At 34.3% G+C, this 17,936-nt stretch carries 8 protein-coding genes; 5 read left to right on the top strand and 3 right to left on the bottom strand.

Going from position 1 to position 17,936, the window contains the following annotated elements; translation table 11 throughout:
* Window positions 1-6: 6 nt before the first annotated feature.
* Window positions 7-1,785, bottom strand: a complete 1,779-nt coding sequence (gene argS / locus H601_RS0110180; protein ID WP_026711427.1) for an arginine--tRNA ligase — start codon at window positions 1,783-1,785, stop codon at window positions 7-9.
* Between the two features lie 265 nt (window positions 1,786-2,050).
* Here argS and H601_RS0110175 point away from each other — a divergent pair, with 265 nt between their 5' ends.
* Together H601_RS0110175 and H601_RS0110170 are read left to right on the top strand one after the other, a co-directional pair.
* Window positions 2,051-6,637 carry a T9SS type B sorting domain-containing protein gene (locus tag H601_RS0110175; RefSeq protein WP_084139970.1) on the top strand — a complete coding sequence of 1,529 codons (4,587 nt, stop codon included), beginning with the start codon at window positions 2,051-2,053 and terminating at the stop codon, window positions 6,635-6,637.
* Window positions 6,638-6,780: 143 nt separating this feature from the next.
* A complete protein-coding gene (locus H601_RS0110170; RefSeq protein ID WP_026711425.1) occupies window positions 6,781-9,153 on the top strand; it encodes a TonB-dependent receptor in 2,373 nt (790 codons plus the stop codon).
* Window positions 9,154-9,215: 62 nt separating this feature from the next.
* Here H601_RS0110170 and H601_RS0110165 read toward each other — a convergent pair whose 3' ends face one another.
* Window positions 9,216-10,226, bottom strand: a complete 1,011-nt coding sequence (locus H601_RS0110165) for a 3-oxoacyl-ACP synthase III family protein (RefSeq protein WP_026711424.1) — start codon at window positions 10,224-10,226, stop codon at window positions 9,216-9,218.
* 190 nt (window positions 10,227-10,416) lie between these two features.
* On the opposite strand from H601_RS0110165, the gene H601_RS0110160 reads away from it, so the two are divergent.
* Together H601_RS0110160 and H601_RS0110155 are read left to right on the top strand one after the other, a co-directional pair.
* Complete coding sequence (locus H601_RS0110160; RefSeq protein WP_026711423.1) at window positions 10,417-11,046, top strand: hypothetical protein; 630 nt, start codon at window positions 10,417-10,419, stop codon at window positions 11,044-11,046.
* A gap of 97 nt (window positions 11,047-11,143) precedes the next feature.
* A complete protein-coding gene (locus tag H601_RS0110155; protein WP_026711422.1) occupies window positions 11,144-13,546 on the top strand; it encodes an alpha/beta hydrolase family protein in 2,403 nt (800 codons plus the stop codon).
* A 52-nt stretch (window positions 13,547-13,598) separates the two neighbouring features.
* On the opposite strand, the gene H601_RS0110150 is transcribed toward H601_RS0110155, so the two are convergent.
* Window positions 13,599-14,531, bottom strand: a complete 933-nt coding sequence (locus H601_RS0110150) for an ABC transporter ATP-binding protein (protein WP_026711421.1) — start codon at window positions 14,529-14,531, stop codon at window positions 13,599-13,601.
* Window positions 14,532-15,063: 532 nt separating this feature from the next.
* Here H601_RS0110150 and H601_RS16165 point away from each other — a divergent pair.
* On the top strand, window positions 15,064-17,936 hold a 2,873-nt coding region (locus H601_RS16165; protein ID WP_211223544.1), incomplete at its 3' end, for a carbohydrate binding domain-containing protein.

Genomic DNA, 17,936 nt, shown 5'->3' with positions numbered 1-17,936 from the left:
TATCCTTTACATTCTTTCCGGAACTTCAATTCCTAATAATTGGAAAGCAGAAGCGATAATTTCGCCCACTTTTTTAGACAATTGCACACGGAACAATCTTAAATTTTCGTCCTTTTCAGGTAAAATTGGAATGGCTTGATAAAACGAATTGTATTCTTTTACCAAATCATAAACATAATTCGCTACGATTGCCGGACTATACGCTTGAGCCGCATTTTGAATAACCGTTGGATAGGTTTCTATTAATTTCATGAGCTCTTTTTCTTTGGGTTGAAGAGCAAAATTGGCACATTCTTCCGTTACATCTACATCCGCTTTTCGCAAAATAGATTGAATTCGAGCATACGTATATTGAATAAACGGACCGGTATTTCCATTAAAATCAACCGATTCTTCCGGATTGAAAAGCATGGTTTTTTTCGGATCAACTTTCAACATAAAATATTTCAACGCTCCTAAACCAATGATTTTATACAATCGCTGTTTTTCCTCTTCTGAATAGCCTTCTAATTTACCCAATTCTTGAGCAATTTTTCCGGCGGTTTGCGTCATTTCTACCATTAAATCATCGGCATCAACAACCGTACCTTCACGTGATTTCATTTTTCCGGAAGGTAATTCTACCATTCCATACGACAGATGATATAAATTTTCTGCCCACTCAAAACCAAGTTTTTTCAAGATAAGAAACAACACTTTGAAGTGGTAATCTTGTTCGTTACCAACGGTATACACCATTCCGCCCACATCTGGAAAATCCTTCACCCGTTGAATGGCGGTACCAATATCTTGCGTCATATACACAGCTGTTCCGTCTGAACGAAGTACAATTTTACGGTCTAAACCCTCTTCGGTTAAGTCAATCCAAACCGAACCATCGGGATCTTTTTCAAAAATACCTTTCTCTAAACCAAATTGAACCACTTCTTTTCCTAACAAATAGGTATTGGATTCGTAATAATAACTATCAAAATCAACACCTAAGTTTTTGTAGGTTTCATTAAATCCATCATACACCCATTGGTTCATGGTTTTCCAAAGTTCGATGACTTCGGGTTTACCGGCTTCCCAATCGAGGAGCATTTGTTGGGCTTCGAGAATAATTGGTGCATTCTTCTTGGCTTCCTCTTCTGATTGACCTTTAGCTATTAATTCGCTTATTTCGGATTTATATTGTTTATCGAAAGCTACATAATAATTTCCGACTAATTTATCCCCTTTTAAACCGGTAGATTCCGGTGTTTCACCATTTCCGAACTTTTTCCAAGCCAACATCGATTTACAGATGTGGATTCCACGATCATTGATAATTTGGGTTTTATACACTTTTTTACCGGAGGCTTTGATGATTTCTGCCACTGAATAACCCAATAAATTATTGCGAATATGTCCTAAATGTAGAGGTTTATTGGTGTTGGGCGAAGAATATTCAACCATCACCGCTTTATCGGAAGTTGGTACAGCAACATGACCAAAATGGGAAGTATTGAGAATAGAATTAAAAAAATGAAGGTAAAATGTATCCGAAATAACGATGTTTAAGAACCCCGAAACCACATTAAATTTTTCCACTTGTTCAACATTCTCAACCAAATGCTGACCGATTTTTTGACCAATTTCAACAGGATTACCTTTGATTACTTTCAACAAAGGAAAGATAACCATGGTAATATCCCCTTCAAACTCCTTACGGGTCACTTGAAATTCAATTTTTTCAAATGAAACAGAAAAAAGTTCTTGAATGGCATTTTGAATAGGAACTACTAAAATATCGGATACTCGCATGATTTCATTATAAGGTTGCAAAGATAATTAATATGTAAAAACATGCAATTTTATCTTTATCATAATGGAAGTGTCATTAATTCCAATTTTATTCTAATTAAAAAGTAGAAAAAAGTTATACAAGTAGGTAAATTTTGTAAGTATTTTTCTTTATATTATAATTATTTTGTGTATTTCATCGATTTTATTTGCTTTTTATCGATTAATATCCATTTATTTGTGGTGTCAAAATTCAATAAATACTGTCAAACCCAAATTAATAGGTATGAAAACTAAATTACTTTACCTGCTACTATTGATTCCTATCATAGGAATTTCTCAATCTATTTCAGTCAATACGACAACCTACACCGTACCGGAATTAGTAACCAATGTTTTGGTTAACTCACCGTGTTTGAATGTAAACAATGTAAATTGGCGAACGGGAACTAATTTTGGTTCCTCCAACGGGATTGGGTATTTTCAAAACACCAATCCAAACTTTCCAATGCAAAGCGGAGTAATCCTTAGTACAGGAAACGTGATGAATGCGGTTGGACCAAACACTTCAATGTTAAATGATGGTTTAAACACATGGCCGGGAGATGCTGACTTAGAAAACACATTAGCCAATGCAGGAATTGCCATGACTTCAAAAAACGCAACGGTTTTGGAGTTTAATTTTACGGCATTATCTCCTTTCTTTGATTTTGACTTTTTATTTGCGTCAGAAGAATACGGAAACTTTCAATGTCAATTTTCTGATGCATTTGCGTTTTTATTAACGAATTTAAATACAGGAGTAACCACAAACTTAGCGGTTGTACCTGGAACAAACACTCCAATTTCAGTAGTTACGATTAGAGATTTTTTATATAATTCTGCATGTCCGTCTGTAAACGCACAATATTTTGGTTCGTTTAATGGTGGTGCCAATGCTCCGTTTTCACCAACCAATTTTAATGGTCAAACAGTAGTAATGAATGCATCAGCAGTATTAACACCTAACACACCATATAAAATTAAATTAGTAATTGCAGATAGAGTTGACCCACAATCTGACTCTGCAATATTTCTTTCAGCCAACAGTTTCAACATTGGTCAAAACGTACTAGGAAATGACTTAACCGTTGCCAATAATGCAGCAATATGTAGTGGACAGTCACATCTATTAAATAGTGGTTTAAATGCAGCTCAATATTCATTTGTATGGAAAAGAAACGGTGAAATTATTCCCGGAGCTAACGGAAGTACATTAACAGTTACTGAGCCTGGAACATATGAATTAATTTACACGAACATTGCGTTTCCTTGTCAAGTTATTTCTGATACTATAATTGTGGAATTTAATCAAGTTTTATCCATTCCAAATCCAATTGATTTGATGCGTTGTAATAATGGATCTGCTACCTACACCTTTAATTTAACTCAAAATAATTCTGTTGTAACTGCAGGAGTAACAGGACCTACGACCGTAACCTATCACGCAACAGAAGCAAATGCAATGAATGGAGTAAATCCGTTATCCAATAACTACACTAGTGCTGGTAATCAAACTATTTATGTAAGAGTTCAAAAAAACAATACAAGTTGTTTTGCGGTGAAAGCGTTTGAGTTGTTAGTTGTGCCACCACCGGTAGCTCATCAGCCTACTACTTTATACGGTTGTGCCATTTCAGATGCACCAAATAGAAGTCGTTTTAGATTATCATTACAGGATGAGCAAATATTAAATGGTCAATCTACTGATATCTATCAAGTAACCTACCATACATCATTAGAAAATGCAAATTCAGGTACAACACCATTAAATACAACACTTTACAACACCATAAGTAGAGTAATTTATGCTAGAGTACAAAGTATTTCTGATCCTACATGTTTTAGTGTGGTGTCCTTCAATATTGAGGTAGTACCATTACCATTGGTAGATGTACTGGAGAACGTATTTGTTTGTGAATATTATGTACTTCCTAGTTTGGTGAACGGTAATTATTTTACCGGACCAAACGGAACCGGTACACCTTTATTTGCTGGCGATATTGTTGATGAAACACAACGTATTTACATTTATAGTGTTGGTACTGTAGAACCATTTTGTACGAATCAGTCTAGTTTTATGGTAACCATCATCAAACCGGAGGAATTTATGCCAAACAATACAAACTTTTGTGATACATACAGTATTCCAAATTCTCAAATTGGAGGATATTTTACAGGTCCAAACGGAACAGGTCAATTAGCACCCGGAACTCAATTAACCTCTTCTCAGACAATTTATTTTTACTTTCAATCTTTGGAGCCTCCATTTTGTATCATCGATATTCCAATTAGTTTGTCGATAGTTCCTTCACCATCAGTAGGAAGCTTTCAAGATGTATTTGATTGTACCTCTTATACCTTACCTAACTTAACTAATGGAATGTATTTTGATGGTCCAAACGGAACTGGACAATCTATTGCACCAGGAACTGTAATTACAGAAACAACAACTATTTATGTATATGCGATAAATAATTTCTGTGAAAGTCAAGCTAGTTTTACAGTTTTCATTGGATTAGATGCTCCGACTTCTACTACTGAATGTGTGAGTTATACTTTACCGAACTTACCTATTGGAGGTTATTTTACCGGACCAAACGGAACAGGTCAACAAATACCGGCCGGTACTGTCATTTCCTCTACACAAACTATCTATGTTTATGCACAAAGCCAGTCTCAACCAAATTGTACTTCTAATCTAAATTTTACAGTATCCATCTCTTTGCCAGCAGTGGAAACCCCAGAAGTGACAACGGGTTGTGCATCTTACATTTTACCTCAACTGCCAGAAGGTAACTATTTTACAGGACCAAATGGTACCGGTACTGCTTTATTTGCCGGTGATGTGATTTCTACTTCTCAAACTTTATACGTATATTTAAATAATGGGTCTGGATGTCAAAATTCTGTAAGCTTTACTATAACTGTATTAACGCCACCAGTGATTGATTCACGCTCAGATATTGACGGTTGTAACAGTTATATTTTAACAGATTTAGTAAACGGTAACTATTTCACAGGTCCAAACGGAACAGGAACACAATTAAATGGAGGTCATGTGATCACTTCCTCTCAAGTAATTTACATTTATCGTGAAGTTGACGGTTGTTCAAATGAAACTAGTTTCCAAGTAAATGTATTTGAAATTCAAGCAGATTCTTTACCAAACGTAGTAGTTTGTGATAGCTATATATTACCTACTTTAACCTCAGGAAATGAATATTACACTCAACCGGATGGTCCGAATGGTTTTGGCTCTTTATTACCAGCTGGTTCAGTAATTACAACTAATCAAACCATTTACATTTATAAAGAAAATCAAATTAGACCGGCATTCTCTTGTATCGATCAAACTTCATTTACAGTTACCATCAATACTACACCGGTTATTCCAGCCATATTGAATGTAAATGCTTGTAATTCATATACGTTACCAGCATTGACAGTTGGAAACTATTACACAGCACCAAATGGAGGTGGAACTCAATTAACAGAAGGAACTGTTATAACTACCTCGCAAACTATTTATGTATATGCTGAAACCGGCACAACTCCTAATTGTTTTGATGAAAAAAGTTTTAATATCGTTATTTTTAATGTTGATGAGTTAGCAGATGTAACAACATGTTCTAGTTATGTATTGCCTGCATTAACTGTTGGAAGATATTATAGAGGTCCAAACGGAAGCGGAGGTCAACTTCAGGCAGGAAGTGTAATTACTACAACTCAAACGATTTATGTTTTTGCAAATTCCGGTTTTACGCCAAATTGCTCAGATGAAACATCATTTGTTGTAACTATTGTTCCAACTCCTGTTGCAAATCCGGTTCCATCATCCTTAACTAGAACATGTGATGAAGACGGTACAAATGATGGCGTAACTTCTTTTGATTTTACAACTTTAAACAGTGCTGTTTTAGGTACTCAAACCGGAACTGAATTTACGGTAGGCTATTATGCAACAATGGAAAATGCTGTAAGCCAAACAAATGGTTTTACTAATTCAACATTGGCAACAGTTTATGCAAGAGTAAACAATACTTTAGTAGCAGATTGTTATGCTATTATTCCAATTCAAATTACAGTACTAAAAATACCTGAACCAACTCCTCAAGACGGAATTGTGTGTATAGAAAGTGTTACAGGAAATCTATTGAATCCCTATACCATTTTTAGTGGATTATCATCATCAACACACACTTTTGAGTGGTATTTAGACACCACTTTAATTGCCGGTGCAAATGGAAGTTCATTACAAGTAACTGCTCCGGGTGTGTATAGTGTGATTGCAACAAACATTCAAACAGGTTGTTCATCAGAACCTACACCTGCAGAAGTTTTAGCTTCAGAACCTGCTGCAATCAATTTTACAATAAGTACAGCATTTAGTGATACCAATTCTATTACGATAAATGCAACAGGAATTGGAGGAAATTATGAATATTCTTTAGATGGTAGTCCGTTTCAAGATAGTCCGACTTTTGACAATATCACTTCCGGTTCACACACTGTAACGGTAAGAGACAAAAACGGTTGTGGAAGCGTAACGGATACCATTATTGTGGTGAATTATCCAAAATTCTTTACTCCTAACGGAGATGGATTTAACGACACTTGGAATATTACTGATTTGAGTGGTCAAGAAAAAGCGGTAATATATATTTATGACCGATACGGAAAATTATTAACCCAAATTTATCCTAGCAAAGGTGGTTGGGATGGAACCTATAACGGTAGCATTATGCCTTCAACAGATTATTGGTTTACAGTAACTTTTGAAGAAAACTACCAAACCAAAGAGTTTAAATCTCACTTTTCATTAAAGAGATAGTTTTATATTGTTTTGTTGTTTAGAAATGAAAGTCTTTCGGAAACGGAAGACTTTTTTTATTTATGGTTGTAACAAAAAATAGGTTTGATAGTCTATTACGTTAATCAATCAATCAATCAAAAAACATTAAAATGAACTTTAAAATGAACTTTAAACTAACACTACTCGCCTTATTCATTTCATTCTTTCAATTGCAAGCACAAAATACCGGAACCATTTCCGGTAAAGTTGTGGAGAAATCTAACAATTCTCCTATTCCTTATGCCACTATTGTACTAAAAAGTAATGATCAGATTGTTAATGGTGGAATAACAGATGAAAAAGGTGAATTTTCCATATCGAAAATCGCTTATGGAAATTATCAATTAGAAATTCAATTTATTGGATTCAAAACCGTTCAACTTCCAGCAAATTTAACAGCCAAAAATTTCCAAGTTAAAACAGTACAATTAGAAGAAGAAGCAACTTCATTATCTGAAGTTGAAGTGGTTGGAGAACGTTCAAGTATTGAACAACGAATCGACCGAAAAGTGGTAAATGTTGGTGCTGATTTAGTGAATGCCGGACCAACAGCTTCAGACGTTTTAAACAATATTCCATCGGTGAGTGTTGATGCACAAAACAATACTATTTCGTTGAGAGGTAATTCAAATGTTCAAATTTTCATTGATGGTAAACCTTCACAAATGAGTGCTTCTCAGGCCATTCAACAAATTCCATCTACCTCCATCAAACAAATTGAATTGATAACAAATCCTTCTGCAAAATATAATCCGGAAGGAATGAGCGGAATCATCAATATTATTTTGAAAAAGAATTCAAATTTAGGATTCAACGGGAGTGTAAATGCGGGAGTAAATTTTGGTATCACTCCAAAAGGAAATGGTTCATTAGATTTGAATTACCGCATTAATAAATTCAATTTTTATACTACCTACTCTATCAATCACGGTCAAAGAATTAGTGAAGGTTATTTAAATACAAAAGACATTTCTGATGATAATTTCAGTAATCGTTCAGATTTTTTTATTAAAAATTTAAATACGAATAATTTCATTAAAGCCGGTGTTGATTTTTATTTAAATGAGAAGAATACTTTTTCATTTTTTACCAATCAAATTTTTAATACTACCGAAGGTTATTTCTCAAACGATGTGAACTACTTTACCGGTATTACCCCTTCTATTACCCAATTATTCATTTCTGAAAACAAAAGCAAAAACGATGTTTACAATTTGAGTTATAAACATTTGTTTAAAAATCCGCAACAAACTTTAGATGTTGAATTGAATTACAATAGAAATTTCAGACCGGAAGACAGTCAGTTTTATGATGGAAATAATGTGCTATTACAAACCAATCAAGTAGAAACATTGGGTCAAAATTTTATTGCGAATGTTGACTATGTTCATCCTTTGGATGATAAAACAAAATTAGAAGTAGGATTAGAAAGTAGATTTGACGCTACCGATAATACTTTTGATCAAAATTTCACGTATTTCTCTGATTTTGATTATAAGCGTTCTATCTTGAGTGCTTATACCAATTATGGAAAGCAATTAAAAAAATGGAGTTATCAAATTGGTGCTCGTATCGAAAGTTTTGATGTTGAAGCAAATTTCAGAAGAGTTGAAACTACGCCCGGTCAGTTTAAAGATTACATTTTTACCGTTTATCCCTCTGCATTTTTCTCTTATACTGCAAATGAAAAAAACACTTACAATCTGAGCTATTCCAGACGTGTTGACAGACCTAATTTGAATCAAGTAAATCCAATTCGTGAATGGAGTAGTCCTACAATTGACCAAGAAGGAAATCCAAATTTAACACCACAGTTTACCAATTCATTTGAATTAAATTATACAAGAGTAACTAAAATAGGTTCTATCACAACCGGTGTTTTCTTTAGATACATTAATGATCCTATTTCACAGGTATTCATTCAAAGTCCGTATGACCCAAACAAAAAATTAATGACGTTTGACAACTTTGAAAACTCCACTCAATACGGTATTGAAACCTCAGGGAATCTTAGATTTAAAAAATGGTGGACTGCCAACTATGGTATTGATACCTATTTTAACAACATTCGTGGTTTTGTTGAAAATGCAGAAAATATACCGGTAGAAAAATCGGTTTTGGCAATCCCGTTTAATGCCAGAATGAGTCATGATTTTAATGTGACGAAAAATTTCAAAATTACATGGTTTAGCATGTATAGAAGTGCCGTTAAAGATGTTCAATTCAGCAACAAAGATATGTGGCGTACAGATTTTGGCATCAGACAAAATTTATTCAATAATCAAGGTTCTATTAGCATACGATACAATGATATTTTCAACAAAATGAGAGCTAGATTTGAAGGAGAAAATCCGGATAAAGTGGATGGGCAATTTCGTTGGGAAAGTAGAATGTTGAACATTACCTTTAATTATAAATTTGGATCCGGTAAAAACAGAGCATTACAACGTAAACAAAGAGATAAAAACGAAACACAAGGTGGAGGATTATTCTAAAAATTGGTTTTACTCCATTAAAAAACCCGAAGCAAAAACTTCGGGTTTCATTTTTTATAAATTTACCATCTGATTATAGCACTTCCCCACGTAAAGCCACTACCAAAAGCAGCTAGTACCACCAAATCACCTGATTTAATTTTACCCTTTTCCCAAGCTTCCGTTAATGCAATTGGAATAGAAGCTGCTGTTGTGTTACCATATTTTTGAATGTTGTTATACACCTGATCATCAGCCAATTTGAATTTTTGCTGGATAAATTGAGAAATTCTCAAATTTGCTTGATGAGGAATTAACATGTTTATATCAGACACGTTTAAATTATTGGCCATCAATCCTTCATTTATCACTTCGCTAAATCGGACAACTGCATTTTTAAACACAAATTGCCCATTCATATAAGGATAATAACTTTCGTCATTAGGGTCATTATCTTTAATAATATCAGTTACCCAACGTTTTCCCATACCCGGAGCGATCAAAGACAATTCTTCTGCATGTTGACCTTCTGAATGCAAATGAGTGGATAAAATTCCTTTGGTTAAATCGGTTTCACGAGAAACAATGGCAGCACCGGCTCCATCGCCAAAAATAACTGAAACCCCTCTTCCACGTGTTGTCATGTCTAAACCGTAAGAATGCAATTCAGACCCAATGATGAGTATATTTTTATACATCCCGGTTTTGATGTATTGGTCAGCAATAGAAAGTGCATATACAAATCCGGAACATTGATTTCTGACATCCAAAGCTCCTACCGTTCTTAATCCAAGTTCTTTTTGTACCAAAACTCCAGGACCAGGAAAATAATAATCGGGACTCAAGGTGGCAAAAATGATAAAATCAACTTCATCTTTACTTATACCAGAACGTTCAATGGCAATTTTAGCCGCCTTTACACCCATGCTAGTAGTCGTATCGCCATCGCCTCTAACCACATGACGGCGTTCTTTGATACCGGTTCGCTCTTGAATCCATTCGTCATTGGTTTCCATGATTTTTGATAAATCATTGTTGGTTACCACATTTTCTGGAACATAAAATCCTAATCCGGCTATTTTTGAATGATACATATTATGCTATATTAATAAAATTAGAATAACAAATTTAGCAATCTTTTAAAAACAGCTATCATTTTCAGCTCTCTTTTTTATACTCTTCAACTTTTTACAATTTTTAATTTGGCATTGTTATTGAGGAAATAATTTTCAATATTGGCAATTTATTAAGAGGCTAATATGCATAAAATTGTATTTTTGGGGTATGAAAACTTCACTTTCCATTTTGGTCTTACTTTGTTTTTCTCTTTCAGGGAAAGCACAATTTGACTCCGGCAAAAAATCAATCACGCCAAGTGGAAATTTTGGTATTTCTCCCAGCACTTCTAATTCTTCCATTTTTTCCCCAAAATCTAAAGAAGAAAAAAAATCTGATAACTATTACTCTCCACTTCGCAAGGAAAAAGAAATTGATTTGACTCAAAATTACGGTTTTGTAAAACCCGATTTTAACGTTCAACCCAATTTGAATGGTGAAAATGAAATGTTGGAAGAATACAAACGCGGTAAATTTTTTGGAAGCTTTATCAGCAAATCAAAATTTGTAAAAGTATTATGCAGAGACCATCAAGCCATTGACGGAGACCGCGTGAGTATCATTTTAAACGACAAAGTTGTTGAAGCTAATATCTATTTGGATGCCGAATTTTCTGTTTTTTATATTGAATTAGCTCCCGGTTTCAACAATATTGAATTTGTTGCCTTAAATCAAGGCACATCCGGCCCCAACACTGCTCAATTTGCTGTATTAGATGAGTTTGATGTAGTTATCATGTCCAATATATGGAATCTTGCAACTGGTGCTAAAGCTTCAATGAGTATTTTTAAAGAATAAACTACTTTAGAGCTTCTACCCTATTTTAACACATTTTTTAGAAGTTTGCGTTTTATTAGTCATACTTTAGGGGCACTAATAAATCAATATAAACTTTATGAAAATTAAGTTCCTTTTTATTTTATTTCTAAGCTATGTTGCTACAGCTCAAGAAAATTTATCTTATCAAAAACCACCAAAAGAAATTTTAGAATTAGCTGATTATGAAAGAGCTCCATCCGTTAATATGGATAGTAAAAAAGAGTACATGCTCTTGTCTTATCGAAGCACTTTCAAAACACTAGATGACTTGAACCAAGAAGAAATGCGTTTGGGTGGTCTTCGTATCAATCCGGTAACAAACATTTCCAGTACGGTAACTTATATTACAAATTTAAAAGTTAGAAAAGTAGCCGATAAAGTAGAAATGCAAGTAAAAGGTTTACCGGAAAACCCAAGAATAAGTAACATTGGCATGTCGCCGAATGAGAAAAAAATATCTTTTTCGAATACAACCACAAAAGGTGTTGAACTATGGGTCTTGGATTTAGCCTCAGCTCAAGCTACTAAATTGACTGATGCAACTGTAAATGCAAACATGGGTAATCCGTTTAGTTGGTTTGCAGATAACCAAACGATATTGGTTAGAATGTTAGTGAAAAATCGTCCTGCATTGATTGATCAGAAAAAAGATTTGCCAACCGGACCAATCGTTTCAACCGGTGATGGAAATGTTTCGCAAAACAGAACCTATCAAGATTTGTTAAAAAATCCAATTGATGAACAAAATTTTGAAACTTTAATCACATCAGAATTATATAAAGTAACATTAGACGGCAAGGCAGAATTATTCAAAAAAGCAGACTTGTATGCCAGTGAGAGCATTTCACCAGATGGAAATTTTGTGATGGTCACCACTATTCACAAACCGTTTTCATACATTGTTCCCTTGAGCAGATTTCCACAAAAATCGGTAGTTTATGACAAATCCGGAAAAGAAGTAAAAGTGGTAAATGAAGTTCCATTGACTGAAATAATGCCAAAAGGATTTTCATCCGTTAGAAAAGGAAAAAGAAGTATGAGTTGGAGAACCGATAAACCTGCAACTCTTTCCTTTGTTGAAGCCTTAGATGAAGGGAATCAAGCTAACAAGGTTGATTTTAGAGACGAAGTTTTCTTGTGGGAAGCACCATTTACATCCAATCCAACTTCATTTGTTAAAACTCAACAACGTTATGCCGGAATAATGTGGGGTAATGAAAATGTGGCTATTGTGATGGATCAATGGTATGATACCCGAAATATGAAAACGTATTTGATTAATCCATCCAATCCGAATCTGCAACCAAAAATTATTTCGGATAGAAACTACCAAGACATTTACAGCGACCCCGGAAGTATTGAAATGAAGAAAAATCAATGGGGTAAAATGGTACTAAATATTGAAAATAATACTGTTTATTTGGTTGGTGATGGTTTTACTAAAGAAGGACAATTTCCATTTATTGACGAATTGAATCTGACTACTCTCAAAACAAAACGTCTGTATCAATCAACGTATAAAGATAAAAAAGAAGACATTTTATCGGTTGAAGATGTAAAAAAAGGTGAAGCTTTGGTGATGATTCAATCAAAAAATGAATATCCAAACTATTACTACAGAAATTTTAAATCTAAAAGTAAGTTAACACAATTAACTTTCTTTAAGAATCCTTTTGAAAGCATCAAAAACGTGCATAAAGAAGTGATTAAATACCAACGAAAAGACGGAGTTGAATTATCCGGAACCTTGTATCTTCCGGTTGGATATGATAAAACTAAAAAAGAGAAAAAACCACTTTTAATTTGGGCTTATCCGGCAGAATTCAAAGATAAGAACTCGGCTGGACAAAGTGATAAAAACCCAAATGAATTTACTTTTCCAAATTATGGTTCATTTGTTTATTGGGTAACGAGAGGATATGTAGTCTTAGACGATGCATCTTTCCCAATAATTGGAGAAGGAACAACAGAACCCAACGATACTTTTATTGAACAATTGGTTGCCAATGCAGAAGCAGCAATTGATGCTGTGGATAAATTGGGATATATTAACCGTTCAAAAGTAGCAGTAGGTGGTCATTCTTATGGAGCGTTCATGACTGCTAATTTATTAACTCATTCTAATCTATTTGCTTGTGGAATTGCGAGAAGTGGTGCTTATAACAGAACCTTAACTCCATTTGGTTTTCAAAGTGAGCAACGCAATTATTGGGATGTTCCCGAAGTGTACAATACGATGTCTCCTTTTATGAATGCCAACAAAATGAAAACACCTCTTTTGTTAACACATGGTGAAGCCGATAATAATCCGGGTACATTTACTTTGCAAACAGAACGTTATTTTCAAGCGTTGAAAAATCTGGGAGCACCGGTTAGAATGGTTATTTTACCGAAAGAAAGTCATGGGTATGTAGCGAAAGAAAACATCCTTCATTTACTTTGGGAACAAGACCAATTTTTAGAGAAGCATTTGAAATAATTTTTAGAAAATAGAGAATAGAAATAACCCTGAAGTTGAGAAATTTCGGGGCTTATTTTTTGTTTAAATACACAACTGTTCCCATTTCAATTGAATTGTGATGCTCAAAGAAAATGGTGTTTTCAAGTTGTTTGGTTTCAATTAAATAATGTCCACCTCTAAAATAAGAGTGAACTACTTCAACTTTTAGGGTAGAATTTTCAACAATCGTTAATTGGTGAGGAAAAAGAAAACAGTTTTCAGCTTCATTAAAATATTGTCCGGAAATTTCATTTACTTCGCCGAATAAGGAAGCGGTATAGAATGAATTTGGATGTTGATAAAGTTCAGATGGCTTTTTCTGTACAACTTTTTCACCTTGTCGTAATACAAGAACTTCATCTGCAAAAGATAGCACATCTGTGCCATCATGAGTAGCAATAATAGTTGTGATATTTTTTTCTTTTAAATAGGAAAAAAGTTTACGTCTTAAACTGTTTTTTCTAAAATTATCTATATGACTGAACGGTTCATCTAACAATAAAACTTCCGGTTCTAGGGCTAAAACTCTTGCTAAAGCTACCCGTTGCATTTGTCCGCCACTTAGATTTTTTGCTTTTGTGTTGGCATATTCGGTCATTTCAACAATTTCTAGTAATTCAGAAATTCTTTCTTTCTTTTCTTCAGGATAAAAATTGGACAGATATTTACCAACATTTTCAGCAACAGTTATAAATGGCATCAGATCAAAATCTTGTGCCAAATATTTCATATATGACATACCGGGAATCAAATTATACTTTGGTCCAAGTACTTCTTGATCTTTCCAATAAATTTGTCCACTATTTAAATCATACAAACCATAGATCAATTTTAAAAGTGTACTTTTTCCACAACCACTTTCACCAATTATAGCAAAAATATGTCCTTTATTTATAGCAAATGACACATCATTTAATACATTTTTTTTATCATATTGGAATAAAACATTATTTACTATTAACATAAGAAAGTAATATTTGCAGATTTAAAATTAGAAAGTAAAAGAAAAGGTGAGGTTATGAACTCAAATTGTAAAATTAATGACAAAAATACACCTTTTAAAAAAGTATTTCCATATCAACATCTCAACAAAACAAATCTACTTTTAATAATCTTACAATTATTTAAAATGAAAAAAATAAGTCCATTATTCAAATTTCTTCTTTGTTACAAATTATATAATTTTTTATAGATTTTTTTTCATAAAGTAAAATTTTAAGCTAAAAAAAATATAAATTAAGTAATTACTTACGGTGAAATTTCATTCTAAAACCAAAATTACCGCAACATTAACTCAACATCAATAAAAAAACAAAAAAACAAAGAAGGTAAAATCTGTAAAAAACAAATCTGTAAAAACAAGCTAAACTCCTTTAAAATATGACTTTTATATATCTACTACAACTAAAAAAAAATTGTATAGTTTTTATACACTAGTTCGAAAACGTTTGAGTGAAATATAAAATTAAATTTGAGTGTCAATAAATCAATTTAAAATGAAAAAATTTACTTTACTCATTGCGATACTTTTTTCCAATATTGGAATTTCGCAAAATTTACTCACCAATGGTGATTTTGAAAATGGCACCGCGAACTGGTCATTTGGACCGCAGGGTACGGTGTCTAATGGAGAGGCATTTTACAACGAAACTAATTCGGCCGGTAATCTTTGGGATACGCAATTAGTGCAAGGTGGAATGTCGTTTACCTCCGGTACATCTTACACATTAACATTCAAAGCCCGTGCAGCATCCAACAGAAACATTACTGTCGCGATTCAAAATGTAGGTATTTGGAATGATCAATTCAGAGAAAGTTATGCACTAACCACTTCAATGCAAACTTTTACAGCAACTTTCTCAGCCCCATTTACGAATGGAAATGTTCAAATCGGTTTTTTAATGGCCGGTCAAGGTAGTACTGCATCTGTATATTATGATGATGTTGTTATAGAGGTAAACAGTGGTGGAGGTGGTGGTCCTACGCCACCTGCTCAACCTGTTGGTCTTGTTGTAAATACTCCAACTTCTTCAAGTGTGTTTTTAGCTTGTGGACCAAATAATGCAGGTAGTGGTGACATCGTTTACAGACTGTTTTATTCACCAACAGCTACTGCTCCAGTAAACCCAACAACTGCCACTCAATACACATTTGGTTCTACACCGGGTGATGGAAATGGTGTTAGTGCTTTTGGATTTGTGCTAACCGGATTGAATTCGGGAACACCTTATACTTTTTGGCTATATCAATTTGACTCTAGCTCAGGTTTATATTCTCCCCCAACATCAGTAACTGCAACAACAACTTCATCAGGTAGTGTACCACAACCAGTTGGGTTTGTTGCACAAGACCCTAGAACTTCAACTAGTATTCGTTTAGCTGTTGGCCCTAATAATACGGGTGGAAATATCGTTTACAGATTATTCTATTCACCAACAGCTACTGCTCCAGTAAATCCTTTAACCGCTTCACAATATAACTTTGGTTCTACTGCAGGTGATAACAATGGTAATGGTGCTTTTGGATTTAACATTGGAGGACTTTCCCCTTCAACAGCTTATACTTTTTGGTTGTATCAATTTGATACTTCTTCAAGTATATACTCAACTCCTGCAATAGCATCTAATTCAACATTAAATCCTCCTCCGGTATTAATACCCCCTACAACAAATGCACCAGTCCCAACAAGAAATGCTGCTAATGTTGTATCCGTTTTTAGTAACAGCTATTCAAATATTGCCAATAATTATGACCCAAACTGGGGTCAATCAGGTCATACTTTAGTTAATTCTGCTTTTATTGCTGTTCCGGATTCTGGAAATACCATTTTACATTATCCCAACTTTAATTATCAAGGAACACAACTTAACGCATCAAATCTTTCTGATATGGAATTTTTGCATGTTGACCTTTGGACAAATGCTCCAACTTCAACTGCAATTGTTCAAGTTAGTCCAATAAATGCAGGTTCAGGACCTTCAGAAGTTTTAGTAACCATCAATCACGTTCAAGGACAATGGGTAAGTGTTGATTTACCTAAAAGTTTATTTACAGGAATGACTTGGGACAACGTAATACAAATGAAATTTGCTGCGAATGGTCCAGGAAGTACAACTCCAATTGATATTTACTTAGATAATATTTATTTTTGGAATAATCCGGGTGTAAGTACAGATGCAACGTTAAGTGATTTACAAGTAGATTTTGCACCAGTAGATGGATTTAGTTCGAATCAGCTTTCATATACGTACAGTGTTCCTTTTGGTACGACTGAAATACCTCAAATTACATCTGCTACACCAAATAGCGGTGCTGCATCAACTGTAATTACACAATCTACAGCTATACCAGGAAGTGCAACAGTTTTAGTTACATCTGAAGATCCTTCAGTTCAATTAACTTACACAGTGAATTTTGCATTTCCACCACCACCAACTCAACCTGTTGGATTTGTAGCTTTAAATCCAACTTCTTCTAGTGTATTTCTAGCTTGTGGTCCTAACAATGTTAATGGAACAATTATTTACAGATTATTTTATTCTCCAACAGCTTCAGCACCAGTTAATCCTACAACTGCTGCAGAATATACATTTGGAAGTACAGCTGGAGATGGTAGTGGAGCTAGCCCGTTTGGATTCAATTTATCTGGACTTAATTCTTTCACTAACTATACTTTTTGGTTGTATCAATATAATTCAGAAACAAATCAATTTTCTTCACCTGCCACAGCTTCATTAACTACATTATGCCAACCATTAGATTGGTATCTAGATAATGATGGTGATTCATATGGTAATTCCAGTACTTTAGTAACAGCTTGTACAGCACCAGGTTCAAACTATGTAACACAAGGTGGCGATTGCAATGACAACAATTCAAGCATCAACCCAGGAGCGACAGAAATCTGCTACGATGGCATTGATCAGAACTGTAACGGTAGTACAACCGATGGATGTCCGGTGATCTTAGCTCGTTTACGTAATGACAATTGCGGAGCAACATTAACAGCGATTAATCAAGCTTTACGAGGAGATTTCTTCTCATCAAGCATTCCAAATGGAGTGGCGTTAAATGGATACCGCTTCAGAGTAACCAATATGACAACCAATGTTGTTCGTGTAGTTGATCGTCCGAACTATGTATTACAATTATCCACTTTGGATATTGCACAGTATGGAACGGTTTACAATGTAGAGGTTGCCGTATTATTGAATACAGAGTGGATGCCATATGGCGACATTTGTAGTGTAGTTACTCCTGGTATTCCAAGTACAGTGTTAGCACCAAGTTCATGTGGAGCTACTTTAGCACAGATGAATAACATCATCAGAGCTACAGTAGTACCTGCAGCGGTAAACTATGAATATGA

Origin of the sequence: Flavobacterium filum DSM 17961, from assembly GCF_000425465.1 — a bacterium.
Classification (GTDB): Bacteria; Bacteroidota; Bacteroidia; order Flavobacteriales; family Flavobacteriaceae; genus Flavobacterium; species Flavobacterium filum.
The sequence above is the reverse complement of the archived record's forward strand: the minus strand, read 5'-3'. Positions and strand labels throughout refer to the sequence as shown.